The 16,312-nt window shown below is 58.3% G+C and carries 15 protein-coding genes and 1 pseudogene; 8 read left to right on the forward strand and 8 right to left on the reverse strand.

The window, feature by feature from the left end:
* Positions 1 to 15 precede the first annotated feature (15 nt).
* The 4 genes from ET418_RS05105 to ET418_RS05120 form a co-directional block, all read right to left on the reverse strand.
* On the reverse strand, positions 16 to 354 hold the full coding sequence (locus ET418_RS05105; RefSeq protein WP_149306518.1) for a hypothetical protein: 339 nt from the start codon (positions 352 to 354) through the stop codon (positions 16 to 18).
* Positions 355 to 370: 16 nt separating this feature from the next.
* Positions 371 to 2,011, reverse strand: coding sequence for a methyl-accepting chemotaxis protein (locus ET418_RS05110; RefSeq protein WP_149306519.1), 1,641 nt, complete (start codon positions 2,009 to 2,011; stop codon positions 371 to 373).
* Positions 2,012 to 2,326: 315 nt separating this feature from the next.
* Positions 2,327 to 3,736 carry a sigma-54-dependent transcriptional regulator gene (locus tag ET418_RS05115; protein WP_149306520.1) on the reverse strand — a complete coding sequence of 470 codons (1,410 nt, stop codon included), beginning with the start codon at positions 3,734 to 3,736 and terminating at the stop codon, positions 2,327 to 2,329.
* Positions 3,733 to 5,346: a hybrid sensor histidine kinase/response regulator gene (locus tag ET418_RS05120; protein ID WP_188055328.1), complete on the reverse strand. Its 1,614-nt coding sequence runs from the start codon at positions 5,344 to 5,346 to the stop codon at positions 3,733 to 3,735. The genes ET418_RS05115 and ET418_RS05120 overlap by 4 nt, the downstream gene beginning before the upstream one ends.
* Before the next feature lie 135 nt (positions 5,347 to 5,481).
* Here ET418_RS05120 and ET418_RS05125 point away from each other — a divergent pair, with 135 nt between their 5' ends.
* From ET418_RS05125 to ET418_RS05145, 5 genes are all read left to right on the forward strand, one after another.
* On the forward strand, positions 5,482 to 7,473 hold the full coding sequence (locus ET418_RS05125) for a cache domain-containing protein (RefSeq protein WP_246152949.1): 1,992 nt from the start codon (positions 5,482 to 5,484) through the stop codon (positions 7,471 to 7,473).
* Positions 7,474 to 7,684: 211 nt separating this feature from the next.
* Positions 7,685 to 9,079: a sigma-54-dependent transcriptional regulator gene (locus tag ET418_RS05130; RefSeq protein ID WP_149306522.1), complete on the forward strand. Its 1,395-nt coding sequence runs from the start codon at positions 7,685 to 7,687 to the stop codon at positions 9,077 to 9,079.
* 189 nt (positions 9,080 to 9,268) lie between these two features.
* Complete coding sequence (locus ET418_RS05135) at positions 9,269 to 9,688, forward strand: hypothetical protein (RefSeq protein WP_149306523.1); 420 nt, start codon at positions 9,269 to 9,271, stop codon at positions 9,686 to 9,688.
* 148 nt (positions 9,689 to 9,836) lie between these two features.
* The gene (locus tag ET418_RS05140) at positions 9,837 to 11,111 is read left to right on the forward strand and encodes an NfeD family protein (RefSeq protein WP_149306524.1); all 1,275 of its coding nucleotides are present in this window, start codon (positions 9,837 to 9,839) and stop codon (positions 11,109 to 11,111) included.
* A gap of 67 nt (positions 11,112 to 11,178) precedes the next feature.
* The gene (locus ET418_RS05145; RefSeq protein ID WP_149306525.1) at positions 11,179 to 11,946 is read left to right on the forward strand and encodes a slipin family protein; all 768 of its coding nucleotides are present in this window, start codon (positions 11,179 to 11,181) and stop codon (positions 11,944 to 11,946) included.
* On the opposite strand, the pseudogene ET418_RS18640 reads toward ET418_RS05145, so the two are convergent.
* A pseudogene (locus tag ET418_RS18640) lies at positions 11,912 to 12,058 on the reverse strand (hypothetical protein); the annotation flags it as partial. The gene ET418_RS05145 and the pseudogene ET418_RS18640 sit on opposite strands and share 35 nt — an antisense overlap.
* Positions 12,059 to 12,111: 53 nt before the next feature.
* Between ET418_RS18640 and ET418_RS18095 the strand changes: the two are divergent.
* On the forward strand, positions 12,112 to 12,273 hold the full coding sequence (locus ET418_RS18095; protein ID WP_188055331.1) for a hypothetical protein: 162 nt from the start codon (positions 12,112 to 12,114) through the stop codon (positions 12,271 to 12,273).
* Between the two features lie 81 nt (positions 12,274 to 12,354).
* Here ET418_RS18095 and ET418_RS05155 read toward each other — a convergent pair whose 3' ends face one another.
* Entirely contained in the window at positions 12,355 to 12,993 is a 639-nt protein-coding gene (locus ET418_RS05155) for a LysE/ArgO family amino acid transporter (protein WP_149306526.1), read from the reverse strand.
* Between the two features lie 152 nt (positions 12,994 to 13,145).
* Here ET418_RS05155 and ET418_RS05160 point away from each other — a divergent pair, with 152 nt between their 5' ends.
* Entirely contained in the window at positions 13,146 to 14,165 is a 1,020-nt protein-coding gene (locus tag ET418_RS05160) for a GlxA family transcriptional regulator (protein WP_149306527.1), read from the forward strand.
* Between the two features lie 23 nt (positions 14,166 to 14,188).
* Positions 14,189 to 14,479 carry a DUF2917 domain-containing protein gene (locus ET418_RS05165; protein WP_149306528.1) on the forward strand — a complete coding sequence of 97 codons (291 nt, stop codon included), beginning with the start codon at positions 14,189 to 14,191 and terminating at the stop codon, positions 14,477 to 14,479.
* A gap of 220 nt (positions 14,480 to 14,699) precedes the next feature.
* Here the strand turns inward: ET418_RS05165 and ET418_RS05170 are convergent, their stop codons facing one another.
* Together ET418_RS05170 and ET418_RS05175 are read right to left on the reverse strand one after the other, a co-directional pair.
* Positions 14,700 to 15,260, reverse strand: a complete 561-nt coding sequence (locus ET418_RS05170; protein WP_149306529.1) for a hypothetical protein — start codon at positions 15,258 to 15,260, stop codon at positions 14,700 to 14,702.
* Positions 15,261 to 15,336: 76 nt separating this feature from the next.
* Positions 15,337 to 16,167, reverse strand: a complete 831-nt coding sequence (locus ET418_RS05175) for a DDE-type integrase/transposase/recombinase (protein ID WP_218043371.1) — start codon at positions 16,165 to 16,167, stop codon at positions 15,337 to 15,339.
* Positions 16,168 to 16,312: the final 145 nt, after the last annotated feature.

Consider the following 16,312-nt stretch of genomic DNA (forward strand, 5'->3'; position numbering starts at 1 on the left):
TCAGCATCCCCAAATTCAATCGTCGGGGGCAGACGGTGTGGATTTCCACTCCACATCCCGGAAAGAGCCCCTATTCGCGGGCCGGATCACCGGGTTAAACCCCCGATGGTCAAGGTGCCCCAGCCACATCACCAACATCCGGCGGCCACTTTCGTCCAGGGCCGTGATGCCTCTCAGGTCGATCTCGGTGGTTATCCTGGCACCGGGACAGAATTCGCTGAAGCGCAAGGCCTGCTCCGAAATCAGATGGGATTGCCGGGCGATCCAGGGGATCCGGTCGGCAACCGAATTAACGGTCCATTCGCCTTCCAGCGAGACATGACAAACCTTACCTTCGTTCCGATGGGCTCGCATTATGGATGGACCGGTGCTACAGCTTGAACTGGTTTACGAGCCGCTGCAACTCCTCGGCCTGCTGCGAAACATTGTTGGCAGTTACAGCGGTTTCCTGGATCGCGGCGCTGTTATGGTGCGCCAGTTCGTTCAGACTCAGTACGTTGCTGCTGATCTCCCGGGTCGTGGCCGTCTGTTCTTCGGCAGCCGTGGCGATCTGGCTGATTTGTTCGGTCACATCAGTGATGATTACAAGGATCTCCTGCAACGATCTGCCGGAGTCGGCGGCATGGGTGCTCCCCTGCTCAACCTGGGCAACACTCTGCTCCATAGTATGGACCGCCTCCCGGGTCTCCTTCTGGATCGCCTTGATCATCTCGCCGATTTCCTTGGTGGCGCGGGTCGTACGCTCCGCAAGGGCGCGCACCTCGTCGGCCACAACGGCAAAACCGCGCCCCTGCTCCCCGGCACGGGCCGCCTCAATGGCGGCATTCAGGGCCAGCAGGTTGGTCTGGTCGGCAATATCTTCGATGGTGCCCACGATCGTGCCGATCTGGTCGGAGCGGTTACCCAGCGTCTCGACCGTATCGGCGGCATTCTTGACACGCTCGGCGATGGCCTGCATGATTTCAATGGACTGGTTCACAACCTCGGCGCCCTCGGCAGCCTTGTTCGAAGCGCCGCCGGCATTGGTGGCTGCATGATGGCAGTTGCCGGCAATATCCGAGGAGGTGGCCGACATCTCTTCCCCGGCCGTGGCCAGTGAGGTGGATTGGGACGAAAGATTCCCTACGCTTTGCGACATCGCCTTTGAAGTCGATTGCAGTTCGTTGGCGGACGAGGAGAGCTGAAGGGCGCTGCCCGATACCTGGGAGATGATCCCGTGCAGTTTGTTCACAAAGGTGTTGAACCATTCACTCAGTTCGCCGATCTCGTTGTTACCGCTGATCGGCAGGCGCTTGGTCAGGTCCCCCTCGCCCTGGGCGATGTCCTTGATGGTTTCCACCACCTCCTTGACCGGCCGGGTGATGGAGCGGGAAACCAAACCGGCCACAAGGACACTGAGCCCCAGGATCACCAGAAGACCCGTCCAGATGCCGAACTGCACATGCCGCATATCCTCGTCCACACCATCGATGTAGATACCGGTTCCCACCACCCAGCCCCACGGGTTAAAAAGCTTGGTGTAGCTGAGCTTCGGCAGCGGCTCGCTCGCCGTTGGCTTGATCTGGCGATAACTGACAAACCCGCCCCCTTTGTCACTCAACGCCGCCTTGGTGAAGTCCTGGTACATAAACTTCCCGTCGGCGTCCTTGAAGGAACTCATGTCCTTGCCTTCGTTTTCCGGGCGCAGCGGATGAGCTATCAGCCGGTTGTTGAGGTCACTGATGAAAAAGTATTCCTTGCCGTTGTAGCGCAGTTGCCTGATATCCGCGGCTGCCCGTTTCCGGGCGTCTTCCTGGGTCAGTATTCCCGCCTCGGCCTGTTTTTGATAGGTGGCAAGGATGGTTGACGCCTCCTCAACCAGAAAGCGAACCATATCCTTTTTCTCATCCATGATCAGTCCCCGGATATACGGCACCAGCGCAAACGTCGCCGCCAGCGCCAGCATCACCCAGGTCAGCAACGACAGACTCATGATCTTGGAAAAGATCCCCCAGTGTTTGTAGCTTTTCATTGTGGTAGTTCCTCCCGCACATTCGTTGATAGACAGCCAAACATCGAAAATGAAAATGTTCTGTGGCTTCCATCCATTGTAGTTCCACCGGAAAAAAGCATGACACATGCCAAGCGGATGAACCCGATTTAGCGAAATATTGCCGCATGTTATAGAGTCACCGCCGTGTCGCCCCCTGCGTCGCAAGTTGACAGGGCGGCCCGCAGAGCGGAGCTGATCGCAGTAGATAGGGGAGTTTGCGGGGAACGACAAAAATTGCAGATGCAATAATTGTCGCTGGGGTAACAACGGGTGCTCGGGCAGCGTTGGAGAAAGCTACGCAGGTGATCGGGAGAGACGTTTGTTGAGGGCTTGGCGGGTAATTCCGAGATATGAGGCGGCCAGGCGCTGATTACCGCCGGCCAGCCGCAACGCTTCGGCGATCAGGTATTCTTCGGCGCCCTTCAACGTGGGAAAATGGTCCTTTAAAAGACAGGTATGGCAGCGCTCCTCGTTTGACGCTTCATCCTGCGGAAGGGCAAGATCGCCGCTTATGGCGACCAGAAAGGGTTCCAGGGAGAGGATCCGACCCGGGTGCCGGGCCACGGCATCCCGTACCAGGGCCTCAAGTTCGCGGATATTGCCCGGAAAACGATATGCGGCCAAATAGCGGCTCAACTCCTGGGGGGCGGACGGACGAGCCTTATTGAGCGCCCGGGCGGCATTATCGAGGAAATGTTCCAGCAGGAGCGGGATATCCTCCGGCCGCTCCCGCAGGGGGGGGAGCGCCACATGATGGGCGCAGAGGCGGTAATAGAGGTCGGAGCGAAAACGGCCCGACTCCATGCCGGCCTTCAGGTCCACATGGGTGGCAACGACAATCCGGGCCGCACAGATGCGGGGCGCATCGGCCCCCAAAGGCAGGTACTCCCCTTCTTGCAACAGGCGCAGCAGTTTGACCTGGGACGAGGGGGACAGGTCGCCGATCTCGTCCAGAAAGAGCGTCCCCGCCTCAGCCCGGCAGACCAGCCCCTCCCGCGCCCGGTCTGCGCCGGTAAAGGCCCCCCGCTGGTGGCCGAAAAGCGTATCGCTGAACATGGTGTCGTCCAGGCCGGCCAGGTTTACCGCAACAAACGGTCCTCCTCCCCCGCTCAGGGTATGGATGGCGCGGGCGACCAACTCTTTGCCGGTGCCGGTTTCGCCGGTAATCAGCACCGGCTGCCGCGAGGGGGCCACCGACTCGAGATAGAAAAAAATGCTGCGCATGCGGGGCGAAACCGTGATGATGTCGCGGAAAACCGCCTCATTCTCCAGTTGGCCTTCGGACAGGTGGCGGCGCAGGCGATCCAGCTCCGTGCGGGTACGGCCAAGGTCGTAGCAGGTCCCGACCGTGGCGATCAGCCTGGTGCGATCCACCGGCTTGACCAGGTAGTTGTCCGCCCCGGCCTGCATGCAGGTCACCGCGGTATCCACGTCATTGACGGCCGTCATCATCACGACCGGTAATCCGGGATGGGTTTCCTTCACCCGCCGGAGCAGATCCAGACCGGAAAGATGGGGCATGGTCATATCCAATACCAACACGGCGACCGGTTGCTCGTCAAGCATGGCCGCCACCAGACGGCTGTCCGACTGGGTCAGGACATTGGCAAAACCTTCCCGGCGCAGGATCAGGCGGGTGCTGAACAGAAGCTCCTCTTCGTCATCGACTAGGAGTATGGCAGGTTCCTCGGCGGGCGTTTTCATGGGATTGCCCCCTGCCCCTGCGCGACGCAGGGCGGTAAATGGATGATGGCGCGGGTGCCCTTTCCCTCTTCACTCTCGAAGCACAGGGTGCCGCCGTGCTCCCTCAGGATCGAGTCGCTTATGGAGAGTCCCAGCCCGGTTCCGCCGGACTCGTGCCTGGTGGAAAAAAACGGTTCCATGAGGTGTGCGAGGGTTTCGCGGGTCATCCCCGCCCCCTCGTCGGCAACGGTTATCATCCCCCCGCCGCGATCCCCATCCCTGGCAGTACTGACCACGATCCCCCGTTCGCGTCCCGGCAGGGCCTGCAGGGCATTGCTGATCAGATTGATCAGGACCTGTTCGATCTGTTGCGAAAACCCGCGCACCGGCGGAAGATTGGGAGCCAGCTTGAGCTCGAACCGGTCGGTCAGGCGCTTTATCTGATGATCCAACAGCGTAACGGCACTGGTGACCGCCCGGTTGATGTCGCACCCCCCTGCGCCCCCCGCCGCACTGGGACGGGAGTATTGTTTGAGCTGCCCCACAATGGCGTCGATGCGGCGGGAACCGTCGGCAAGACCTTTGAAGAGACGGTCGGCGGTGGCGGGGACCTCCCCGAAAGGGAGTCCCCCCAGGGTAAAACCGGGATGGACTCGGAAGTAGTCGGCAAGGACCGGTAGGGAGTCTCGCCAGACCTCGGCCAACAGGTCGGTATTGAAAGCGATCAGGTTGTTGGGGTTATTTATCTCGTGGGCAATCCCCGAGGCCAGCATGCCGATGGATGCCAGTTTGTGCGCCTGGATCAGGCGCGTCTGGGAGTCCTGCAACTGCTTTTCGAGCATGATTTTTTCGGTTGCATTACGCAACGAGCAGTAGAGCACGGTCTCATTGCCGAGGGTTATGGACCACGCTTTCATGGATACGATCAGTTCCGCACCTGCGCAGTCTTTTGCCTGGAGGTGCTCCCTCAGAAAAAACGACTCTCCGGTCAGATGCGTCAGGCCCGCTATTACATCCCCCTGTTCCGCCGTTGCGAAGAAGAGCGGGAACTTTCGGGCAAGTATCTCCTGGTAGGGGTATCCGAACAGCTTGGACGAGGCAGGGTTCGCATCGAGGATGACCAGCTCCGGGACCCGACACAGGATAATGGCGTCATCATGTTGAAAAAAGAATTGATAAAAACGCTGCTCGCTTTCCTTGAGTTGCCGGGTCCGTTCCTCCACGAGTTGTTCGAGGCGGTGGCGGTATTCCAGGTTTTCCCGTACCAGGCGGGCACGCTCAAGCACGCGCGCGATGGTGATGGTGATCTCATCCAGGTTCGTGATCGGCTTGGTGATATATGCCCAGGCGCCAAGGCGTATGGCTCGGATGGCTTCACCGACGTTTCCCACGCCGGACATTGCGACGGTCGGAATCTCGGGGAGTTCCTGCGTCAGCCGCTCCACCACCTCGAAACCATCCATGACCGGCATGCGGAGATCGGTGAAGACCAAGGATGGCCGCTGCCGGCAACAGATTTCGAACCCCTGGCAGCCGTCGGGAGCCAGGAGCACGGCATAGCCCAGGTCTTCGAGACAGCTTGCAAGCGACTCGCGGACCATCGGTTCGTCATCAATGACGAGTATTGTCATTATGGGTTCAGGCATATTTCTCTACGAACAAGTTGGTTTAATTGGACGATAGTAATTTTTCACGCGGGACTATATCATAAACAAATGATATCTCAAGCATCATCGCTTGATTTACCGGTGGGATTCGATTATATCATGGAAGCGGATGCCGTATACACCTTTAAGGGCGTGATGATGGAATTCCTCAGCAAATTCAAGCTGCGCTGGAAGTTATTGGCGCTGGTGCTGCCGCTGGTGATCGGCCCGATCTTTATCGTTGCCGGGGTCATCGGCTATATTGCCAACCATCAGGCGTACCTGGGGGTCACCCAGACCAGCAAGGACGACCTGCAGCACATCACCGCCTTTACCATCGACCTGCTCAATTCCCATTACCATCAGTTCCAGGTCTACAAACAGGACAAGATCAAGAACTTCAACAGCGAACTGGCAACCCTCACCAACCTCTCCTATAACCTGGTCGAATCCGAACATAAGCAGCACAAACAGGGCCGGTTCGACCTGACCACCGCCAAGCGGGAGGCGCGCGACGCGCTGAAAAAGGTCAATGTGGGGGAGACCGGTTACATCTATGCCATGACCAGCCGTGGCGACCTGAAGGTGCACATCGCCCGCGAAGGGGAGAACGTCTACAACGAAAAGGATGAAAACGGACGCTACTTCATCCGCGAGATGTGCGAAACCGCCCGGCAGTCCAAGCCGGGTGAGGTGCTGTTCATCATCTACCCCTGGCGCAACGCCGTCCTGGGCGACAAATACCCCCGCAAGAAGATCGTCGCCTACCGTTATTTCCGGGAATGGGACTGGATCATCGCCACCGGCGGTTATCTGGAGGAAACCTACGACGAAGCGGCCTTCGAGCGCAAGTCCTTTGCCGAACTGAAGGAAAAGATCAAAGCCAAGAAGGTCGGCTCCACCGGCTACATCTTCTGCATGGACAGCAAAGGCAACTTCACCATCCATCCCGACTCGGAGGGCAGGAATTTTCTCGATGCCCGCGACTCCAGCGGCTTCCCCTTTATCCGCGAGATGTGCGGGAAGAAGAGCGGCTGGATCCGTTATCCCTGGCAGAATGTCAGCAACAGCGAACCGCGCATGAAGATCGTGCGTTACGAGTATTTCAAGCCTTGGGACTGGATCGTGGCGGTCGGTTCCTATGAGGATGAGTTTTACCACGAAGCCAACAAGATCAAGGACCGTATCCTGATCAGCATGGTCCTCCTCAGTCTGTTGGTGGGGCTATTCGCCGTGGTCCTGGTCTTTCGGGCCTCGACCATCATCACCAGCCCCATCACCCACATGATCGATGTCATACGGCGCGTCAAACGGGGCAACCTTGAGGAAAAGATGGTGGTTGAAGGGGAGGACGAACTGGCGGAACTGGCCGGGGTGTTCAACCGCATGACCGACATAATTCGTCGTAACAAGGAGATGGAGGCAAGCCTTGCCCAACACGGCAAGATGGCCTCCCTGGGCATCCTGTCATCGGGAGTGGCCCACGAGATCAACAACCCCCTGGGCGTGATCCTTGGCTACGCCGGCTACCTGGAAGGCAAGATGGCCGAGGACGACCCGAACTACAAATATATCCACGAGATCAAACGCGAAAGCAAGCGCTGCAAGAAGATCGTCCAGGACCTGCTCTCCTATGCCCGGACCCCCCGGCCGAGCCTGGAGCCGGTTGACCTGAACGATCTCCTGGCACAGATCACGGATTTCGCCGCCAACCATACCGACATGCGCGGCGTGGTGATTCGGACCGAGTTTGCCCCCGATCTGCCCAAGGTCCAGCTGGACGGCGACCAGATGCGTCAGGTGGCCATCAACCTGATCCTGAACGCAGGCGGCGCCATGCCGGACGGCGGCACCCTCACCATCCGCTCCGAAGCGGTTGACCCCGAGCATGTCCGCATGGTATTCAGCGACAGCGGCTGCGGCATCCCGGCCGAAAACCTGGAGAAGATCTTCGAGCCGTTCTACACCACCAAGGAGCGCGGCACCGGCCTGGGGCTGGCCATCACCCGCCAGATCATCGAGCAGCACCACGGCGAGATCCGCATCGCAAGCGATCCGGATACGGGCACCACGGTCACCGTGACGCTGCCCATCGAACGGGATGAACTGTAAGCGGACATCTCAAAGAAGATCGTGAATCGTGAAAAGTTAAATGCGAAAAGCGAATAGTGAGGGGCTGACGGTTTCAGGGTTTGTATCTTTCACCATTCACCATTCACCATTCACCATTCACGATTCACCATTCACGTTTCACGTTTTCTCTGTGCCCCCGTGTCTCAGTGGCAGATGGTGTTATCCGGCGTAAAAAAGGAACGACGCAAACATGGCCGACAAAAGACGCATCCTCCTGATCGACAACGAAGAAGGCCTGTGCCGCATGATGGAGCAGGTGCTCCTGGATAACGGCTACCTGGCCCGCGCCTACACGTCGCCGCTCAAGGCGATTGAAGAGTTCCGTCCCGGGGCCTGGGACCTGCTCATCACCGACATCAAGATGCCCGGCATGAGCGGGCTTGAAGTGCTCCAGAAGGCCAAGGAGCAGGAAAAGGACATCCCGGTGATCATGATCACCGCCTACGCCACGGTGGACATGTCGATCCAGGCCCTGCGCAAGGGGGCCTACGACATGCTGACCAAGCCGTTCGAGCCGGAAGAGCTGATCTACCGGGTCAAGAACGCCCTGCAACAATCGCGGCTCCTGGAAGAAAACCGGGAACTGCGCGCCGAACTGGAGGGCAAGTTCTGTTTCGACAACATCATCGGCGCCTCGGGCGGCTTGAAAAGCGTGCTGGAACGGGTCGAGAAGGTGGCGGTGCGCGACACCTCGGTATTGATTACCGGAGAATCCGGCACCGGCAAGGAGTTGATCGCCCAGGCCATCCATTACAACTCGCCTCGGCGCGAGCGCAGGTTCATCGCCATCAACTGCGGCGCCCTGCCCGAAACCCTTTTGGAGAGCGAGCTGTTCGGCTACAAGAAGGGGGCCTTCACCGGCGCCAAGGAGAACCGCCACGGCCTCCTGGAGGCGGCCGACGGCGGCACCCTTTTCCTGGACGAGGTGGGCAACCTGCCCATGAACGTGCAGAAGACACTGCTGCGTTTTTTGCAGGAAAAGGAATTCAACCGCCTGGGGGAGACCACCCCCACCCGGGTGGACGTGCGGGTGCTGTCGGCCACCAATTCCGACCTGAAAGAAGCGGTCAAAAGCGGGGCCTTCCGGGAAGACCTCTACTACCGGTTGAACGTGGTCAATATCCATCTGCCGCCGCTGCGGGAGCGGACCGACGACATCCCCCTGCTTGCGGCCCACTTCATCACCCTGCAAAATCAGAAGTTCGACACGATGGTCAAAGGATTCGACAAGGAGGCCATGCAGGCCCTGTGTGACTGTGCCTGGCCCGGCAACATCCGCCAGTTGAAAAACGTGATCGAGGCCTGTATGGCCATGGTCGGCGAGGAGTATATCTCCCGCGAAACCCTGGACCAGTTTGTGGAGATCGGCCACGAACCGGTCGGCATCCCCCCGGCGGCGGCAACCACGGTGGGAGAGCTTCCCTTCAACGCCGCTCTGGAACGTTTCGAGGCCGACCTGCTCAAGGGCCTTTTGAAAAAGCATGGGGGCAACATCGATGCCGCAGCCCGCGAGGCGGGCATGAACATGGTCACCATCTACCGCAAGATCAAGAAGTACGGACTCAAGAAGGACGACTATCTGTAACCTGAATCCGTGACGCCTGAACGGCAGAGCGAGCGTCATGCCGGAGTCCAACGCCGCCCATGCAGTATCATGCCTGCTTTGCCGTGCGTCCTCCGCTATGGTGGTGGAGACGCGGGCAATGCCGGGACTGGGGCATGGTAAGCGAGAGGAGCCGTTCAGGCGTCACGGATTCAGGTGTAAGGTGATTCCATGTTCGATTGGTTTCGCAGAAAGCAAGAGCCAGTGGTGAGCTTCCCGGATAACGAGGCCGCCTTTGCCCATGCCTGCACCATGGGGTACCGCCTGCTGCTGAATGCGTTGATCCCGGCCCTGGTAGTGGACGTGGGGCGGCGCGGCGGCGAGGGGGAACGGTATTTCCGCCTTCGTCTGGCCGAGCCCGATGGGACTCTGGAAATATGGGGCTGCACCATGGCCGATGCCCCGGGCTACCCGGAGGTCGGGGACCTGGTGGCTTTCCGGATCGTCAGGATCGCCACGGAACTGCCGAAGGAAGCCCAACTGATCGGCTACATCGCCTGCAAACTCGCGCCGGTCCTGAACAGAAGCAAGGGATGGCAGATTGCCGCCAGTTTTACCCCCGCCCATCTCAAGCCGGAACTCCACCTGTGAACACCCGCCTACCCTAAAAGCGCCCCCCGTTTCATGGTCAGCCCCCTCACGGGCCCCTGCCGCTTCCGCCCATTTGCGCGGTTATTCCCCCACCGACCTTACACCATCGCCATAATGGGGTATACTTACGGTAAGAGAGGGGGAACCCATGCGCTTCAGCCTCTGTATCCTTCTATGCTTGCTTGTGTGCGTAACCGCGTCGGCCGCCGAACGGGCCAGGGTCAGGGTCGTAACCATCCATGATCCGATCACCCCGGTGACGGCCCAGTTTCTCCATCGCACCCTGAATGAGGCGGCCCGGAGCGGAGACAGCCTGGTGCTGGTGGAACTTGACACCCCCGGCGGCCTGGATACCGCCATGCGGGAGATCGTCAAGGACATCTTCGCCAGTCCGGTGCCGCTGGCGGTCTATGTGGCACCCTCGGGCGCCCGCGCCGCATCGGCCGGAGCCATCATCTGCCTGGCGGCGGATGTGTGCGCCATGTCTCCCGGCACCAACATCGGCGCTGCCCACCCGGTTTCCCTGGGCGAGAAGCCCGACAAGACCATGGAGGAGAAGGTGATCAACGATGCCGAGGCCTACGCGGAAGGGATCGCCCGCAAACGGGGCCGCGACGAGACCATGGCGCGCAAGATGGTGCGGGAGAGCATCTCCCTGAGCGCCGACAAGGCGCTGGCCGGCAAGGTTATCGACCTGATTGCCCGGGACCGGGCCGAGTTGCTGCACCGCATGGAGGGGCGTAGCATTATGCGGGATGGCCGGGAGGTGCCCCTGCGTCTGACCGGGGCCGAGACGGTTTCAGCCGAGATGCGGCCGGGAGAGCGGATCCTGAACGCCATCAGTAACCCCAACGTGGCCTATGTCCTGATGATGCTCGGCATGCTGGGGCTGTTCTTCGAATTGTCCAATCCGGGCGTGATCCTGCCCGGGGTGATCGGGGGGATCTCCCTGATTCTGGCCTTCTTCGCCTTCCAGACATTGCCGGTCAACTACGCAGGAGCACTGCTCATCCTGCTGGCGTTGGTGCTCTTTATCGCCGAGATCAAGGTCGTCTCCCACGGCATGCTGACGGTGGGCGGGATGATCGCCATGGTGTTCGGGTCGCTGCTCTTGTTCGAATCCCCGGAGCCCTACCTGCGGGTTTCCTGGAGCGTGATCCTGGTGACGGTGCTGGCCACGGCCGGTTTCTTCTCGGTAGCCATCGCCAAGGCGTTGCGCGTCCATCGCCTGAAACCTGCCACCGGCGCGGAAGGGCTGCTGGAACAGGAGGGGCGCGCCGAAAGCGCCATCGCCCCCGAGGGGAAGGTCTTTGTCAACGGCGAGTATTGGGACGCCTGGAGCGACCAGCCGATTGCCGCCGGGTCAAAGGTTGCGGTGGAGAAGGTGGAAGACATGCGGCTCAAAGTGAGGAAGACACTGTAGGGGCGAGGTGCCATCGCCCTCTTTCCGGTGCCCCAATGGGCGCTTCACATGAAAACGGAGGCTTGTCATGTTCAATCTGTTCAACTACGTCCCGGTTCTTTTTGTTGCGGTCCTGTTCATCATGTTCGTTGCCAGCGCGGTGCGCATCCTCCCCGAGTACGAACGGGGCGTGCTGTTCCGCCTGGGCCGGCTGGCCGGGGTGCGGGGACCGGGCCTCTTTTTCATCATCCCGGGCATCGACCGTCTGGTGCGGGTGACACTGCGCACCGTGGTCATGGATGTCCCCCCCCAGGACGTGATCACCCACGACAACGTCACGGTCAAGGTATCGGCGGTCATCTACTTCCGGGTCATGGAACCCCAACGGGCGGTCGTGGATGTGGAAAACTACCTGTACGCCACCAGCCAGTTGTCCCAGACCACCCTGCGGAGCGTCCTGGGACAGGTGGATCTGGATGAACTCCTGGCCAACCGGGAGAAGATCAACAAGGAGTTGCAGGAGATTCTCGACCGCCATACCGGGCCGTGGGGGGTCAAGGTGGCCAACGTGGAGGTAAAGAACATCGACCTGCCCCAGGAGATGCAGCGGGCCATCGCCAAACAGGCCGAGGCGGAGCGGGAGCGCCGCGCCAAGATTATCCACGCCGAGGGCGAATTGCAGGCATCGGAGAAACTGGCCCAGGCAGCCGTAATCCTGGCCGCCGAGCCGACCGCGCTGCAACTGCGCTACCTCCAGACCCTGACGGAGATCGCCGCGGAAAAGAACTCCACCACCATCTTTCCGGTTCCCATCGACCTGATCAAGATGTTTCTGGAGCGTCGGGACAAGGTGTGATACGCACCGATGGCGGCCCTTGCGGGAGCATTCCGTTCCAGCCGGAAAAGGCGACGAACACCTTGCGCTCCCGGGGGCCGCCGAACTCGCAGAAATAGATTCCCTGCCACGTTCCTGAATCGTGTTATACTGTAAGTGGAAAAGAATGCAAAGGAGGTGGCGGCCATGAGAGACGCAAAAGGTCCGTTCGCGAAGCCTCGGAAAACGATGAAGACGGCCATGCCCGGCAAACACGAGATGATGCTCCGCCGTGCAGCCAACCACAATGTCCATGTCATCACCCCACACGGCAAGATTCAGGCCGGCCGCAAGGGACGCAAGGTATGATGGCGCAACGCAAATAATCGAGACGCGAAAAAGCCCGGCATCTGCCGGGCTTTTTCGTGGCGGTGAAGTGCCGCCGCACCATTACCCCGCAAACACCCTTTTCCAGATCAGACTGCCGCCGATCCCCCACATGGTGCACCCCACCAAGATATCGAGAACCCGCCAGGCAACCGGCTTGCGAAAGAGCGGTGCAAAGATCCTGGCGCCGTAGCCGATGCCGTAGAACCAGACAAGCGATGCCGCCACGGCCCCCACGGCAAAGAGAACCCGGGCATGCCCGCGGAATTGCGCCGCCAGGCTTCCCAGCAGCAGGACCGTGTCCAGGTAGACGTGCGGATTCAGAAGACTGAGGGCCAACGTGGTCGTCACCACCGCCGCAAGGCCTTCCCCCTCCGCGCTTTCTCCATCGGTCCCTAACGCCTCCGGCCTGACTGCCGACCAAAAGGAACGGATACCGTAGCAAAAGAGGAAGGCGACCCCTCCCCACAGGGCACACACGAGCAGTCGCGGCGACGAGGCCACGACCGTGCCGAAACCGCCGGCCCCCAGTGTAATCAGAACCATATCGCACAGAAAGCAGATGGTGCTTACGGTAAAGACGTACTCGCGGCGCAGCCCTTGGCGCAGGACGAAGGCGTTCTGGCTTCCGATGGCGATGATTAGGCTTGCTCCGAGGCTGAAACCGTGGACAAGGGGTTCATAGGACAAGGAATTGCTCATAAGGTCTCCACTCCGTCGGCAAGAATACCGACTTCGGCACCATTTATCAATCCTGTTGTCCCGTGCCGCTATCACGACAACCGGGGCACATGGCAGAAAACGCCTGTTTGTTGTCATTGTGCCTTCGGGCTATTTGTGAAAAGATGCACACCATGAATCGACACAAGCAAAAAGTGAATGGCAAGACCGGGACAACCGAACCGCGCACCGTCGTCGTGGTCGTTCATGAGGGGTGCGAACTCCTGGATGCGACCGGCCCGGCCGCGGTATTCGGGGTGGTGAACAGGACATTGCGGGAGCAGGCGGCTGCGGATGCTTCCGGTTACCGGGTCACCATCGCGGCACAGGAGCGGGGGGGCGTTACAACCTCCGCGGAGGTGCAGTTGGTGGCCGATGCGGCATGGCGCGACCTGGCCGGCCCTATCGACACCCTGCTCGTGGTGGGGAGCCCGGATGAGCCCCTCGGCCGCGCCATGGCCAACCGGGACTTGATCCACTGGCTGGCAGAAACGGGGGGACGGGCCAGGCGCCTGGTTTCGGTCTGCACCGGCGCCTTCCTCCTCGCGGAAGCGGGTCTTCTGAACGGGCGGCGGGTCACGACCCACTGGATGGATGTGGACCGCATGGCCAGGGAGTACCCGGAGGTAACCGTGGAGCCGGATGCGATCTATGTCAGGGACGGCTCCATCGCCACCTCGGCGGGCATTACGGCCGGAATCGACCTGGCGCTTGCCCTAGTGGAGGAGGATTACGGCAGGAAGCTGGCCCTGGCAATCGCCCGCCGCCTCGTCCTCTACCTCAAACGACCGGGCGGACAGAGCCAGTTCAGCAGCCGCCTCCGTTCCCAGATGGTCACGGGCGGGCCGCTGGCGCAGCTTCTGGCCTGGCTTGAGGAAAATGCCCATCAGAATATCGCGGTAGAGGATCTGGCGGACAGGGCAGCCATGAGCCCCCGCAATTTTGCCCGGGTGTTCCTCCGGGAAACCGGCATGACACCGTCGAAATACCTGGACCAGCTACGGATCGAACGGGCCAAGCATCTCCTGGAGGAGACGAATCACCCCATGGAGACGGTTGCACGGGAGAGCGGCTTCAGCGGCGCCGAACAGTTGCGGCGCACCTTCCAGCGGTGCCTTGGGATCACACCCCGCGCCTACCGCGAACGCTTCTGATTATTGCCCCCAAGGAGCCATGCATGAACTACCTGCTGAAAAAAGGCGAAACGGTCGCGCTCACCTCTGGTCCCGAGGGTTGTTCCCTGCGCATGAACCGCGGAAGCGTATGGCTGACCCGTTACGAGGACCCGCGCGATTATTTTCTGAGGCCGGGAGAGACCGTTGCCATCAGCGCTCCCGGCGCGGTGGTGATCGAAGCGCTGGAGGATACGACGTTCACTCTGGAATACGCCTGCACCGGCGGACCGGCCCGGGCGACCATCCAGGTCGGTCTCGGCCTCCCCTCCCCCGTCGCCATGGAACTGCACTGACCCATCCCCGCCACACTCCCGGTAGTGTCTCAGTTTGAATTATTAAAAAATTTTGGCGAGGAGGGCCGGTAAAATGAGCCTGCCACCAACATGGTTTTATTTATGGGCATCTTTACTAATGTCATTGATGGCATTTTTTGCATTTGGCGGTCAACATAATAATATATCAAGAATTGTACTTTGTGTTGCATCCGCTATGGTTTTTATGTTGCTGTGGTCATTAATTGGCGTCCCCACTCATGGTTTGAAATGTATTTGTAAAATGGTTGTACTGCTGTCTTTCCTTAGTATAGTGTTTTTTACTATCTATTCCTTCGTAATTAATAGTCATTTCAAAGGTTAGCGGCTCTTTACCCGAAGTTATATCTAAGTAATTTTGTTTATCCTGTATTACAAAATTATAGTGTTTATATACATTAGGAAACAATAAAAATGGTTCATGCTCTGGACGCAAGTTTTTTGTATTAGTATCTCCAATAAAATTCATAGAAATAGTAACCTTTTTAGCAGGAACATTACCAAAATTCTTATAAGCAATATCAACTGCCAACACGTTCTGAGCAATGCTCACTTTTATTTGTTCAATGCCTAAATAGGGGCGATACGAAACATCGAAAACTTTTGTATTTAATTTCAATGCGTTAGTAGATGTATAAGAGGTATACCAACTGATAATAAGACTCAATACAGCAACTATAGCTAAGATAACATTTGTGATCATTTGTGATTTCCTGTCGTTGCTTTTTGGGGGAAGTTTTTTGCCGGATGGCTCGTTACGCATGAATTATCTCTATTCCAACAAAAAAGCCTGTAGTCAGTCTACAGGCTTTATACATCATTGTATTATCCGTTTCCAGCTAATCCGAGAGGCTTGCAATCTCTTCCAGCGTCCACACATGATTTGAAACCCCTGCCTCCATCGCTGGTGTAACTTTCAGCGTCTTGTGAATCCTTGCAAAATTGTAGTGCATGAAGTGAAGAGCTACTGCATGCTCAAGGTTTTCAATCTTCTTGCTGAATCCATTGGTAAGCCGAGTGAACCGGCGCATGCTCATACGCATGGTGAGGTTTTGGCGCTCTACGTAGCTCGTTGACGTTTTGGCAATGTCAGGATTGCCATTGATCGGGCGAATTTCCGTACCTGTGCATATTGCGGGGCTGTAACGTCTTTCATCGTCTGTTGCTTGCGGCGCTCCGTATATTTTTATCAGCATTGCATAGTCGATATTGGAGCCAAACGCATTTTCAACCGCATTTAGGTATGCCTTGTGTCCATCGGTGGTCAACTGGACCCGATTTGAAAGCCTACTCGCCAGATCGAGCATAAAAGCGTTGCCATACTCTGCATCGCGCTTGCCTACCAAAAATGACGGCACCAGCTTAGTGTCGGCACAAATAGCCGTCCAGGTATAAACATCACCTATCCCATATTCTCCCTTACGTTCTTCCGGCACATTCTTTTCTTTTGAGTAGCAGAACGAGCATATTTCATCACATTGAAGAGTCTTGCAAGGCAGGTTACGCAGGGTTTCGAATTGGTATTGAGAGCAAGCCGTCCCAACGTCAACGAGCAGCTTGGTAACGGTATTAATGGAGCAATCGGCCATGCGAGAAACGGCGCGCATACTGTTACCTTCTACCAGCATTCCGATTATTTGCGCTCTTTTTGCCACGCTCAGCTTGTTCATGACTCCCTCCGATACGATCTCGATAATGAACATTATACTTGAGCGGTTAAGAATTGCAAGCATAAAATTCATATTAGTTAAAAAATATGCTTGCATAATATGATCACAAAATTTAGAATGCAAGCATCAAATCACAGGGGGTTGC

Origin of the sequence: Oryzomonas rubra, assembly GCF_008369015.1 — a bacterium.
Taxonomy (GTDB): domain Bacteria; phylum Desulfobacterota; class Desulfuromonadia; order Geobacterales; family Pseudopelobacteraceae; genus Oryzomonas; species Oryzomonas japonica.

What these genes read in the sequence shown, in the direction of transcription:
- ET418_RS05105 (WP_149306518.1), bottom strand. Translation starts at nt 354, where the DNA reads ATGCGAGCCCATCGGAACGAAGGTAAGGTTTGTCATGTCTCGCTGGAA.
- ET418_RS05110 (WP_149306519.1), bottom strand. Translation starts at nt 2,011, where the DNA reads ATGAAAAGCTACAAACACTGGGGGATCTTTTCCAAGATCATGAGTCTG.
- ET418_RS05115 (WP_149306520.1), bottom strand. Translation starts at nt 3,736, where the DNA reads ATGAAAACGCCCGCCGAGGAACCTGCCATACTCCTAGTCGATGACGAA.
- ET418_RS05120 (WP_188055328.1), bottom strand. Translation starts at nt 5,346, where the DNA reads ATGACAATACTCGTCATTGATGACGAACCGATGGTCCGCGAGTCGCTT.
- ET418_RS05125 (WP_246152949.1), top strand. Translation starts at nt 5,482, where the DNA reads ATGGAAGCGGATGCCGTATACACCTTTAAGGGCGTGATGATGGAATTC.
- ET418_RS05130 (WP_149306522.1), top strand. Translation starts at nt 7,685, where the DNA reads ATGGCCGACAAAAGACGCATCCTCCTGATCGACAACGAAGAAGGCCTG.
- ET418_RS05135 (WP_149306523.1), top strand. Translation starts at nt 9,269, where the DNA reads ATGTTCGATTGGTTTCGCAGAAAGCAAGAGCCAGTGGTGAGCTTCCCG.
- ET418_RS05140 (WP_149306524.1), top strand. Translation starts at nt 9,837, where the DNA reads ATGCGCTTCAGCCTCTGTATCCTTCTATGCTTGCTTGTGTGCGTAACC.
- ET418_RS05145 (WP_149306525.1), top strand. Translation starts at nt 11,179, where the DNA reads ATGTTCAATCTGTTCAACTACGTCCCGGTTCTTTTTGTTGCGGTCCTG.
- ET418_RS18095 (WP_188055331.1), top strand. Translation starts at nt 12,112, where the DNA reads ATGAGAGACGCAAAAGGTCCGTTCGCGAAGCCTCGGAAAACGATGAAG.
- ET418_RS05155 (WP_149306526.1), bottom strand. Translation starts at nt 12,993, where the DNA reads ATGAGCAATTCCTTGTCCTATGAACCCCTTGTCCACGGTTTCAGCCTC.
- ET418_RS05160 (WP_149306527.1), top strand. Translation starts at nt 13,146, where the DNA reads ATGAATCGACACAAGCAAAAAGTGAATGGCAAGACCGGGACAACCGAA.
- ET418_RS05165 (WP_149306528.1), top strand. Translation starts at nt 14,189, where the DNA reads ATGAACTACCTGCTGAAAAAAGGCGAAACGGTCGCGCTCACCTCTGGT.
- ET418_RS05170 (WP_149306529.1), bottom strand. Translation starts at nt 15,260, where the DNA reads ATGCGTAACGAGCCATCCGGCAAAAAACTTCCCCCAAAAAGCAACGAC.
- ET418_RS05175 (WP_218043371.1), bottom strand. Translation starts at nt 16,167, where the DNA reads ATGAACAAGCTGAGCGTGGCAAAAAGAGCGCAAATAATCGGAATGCTG.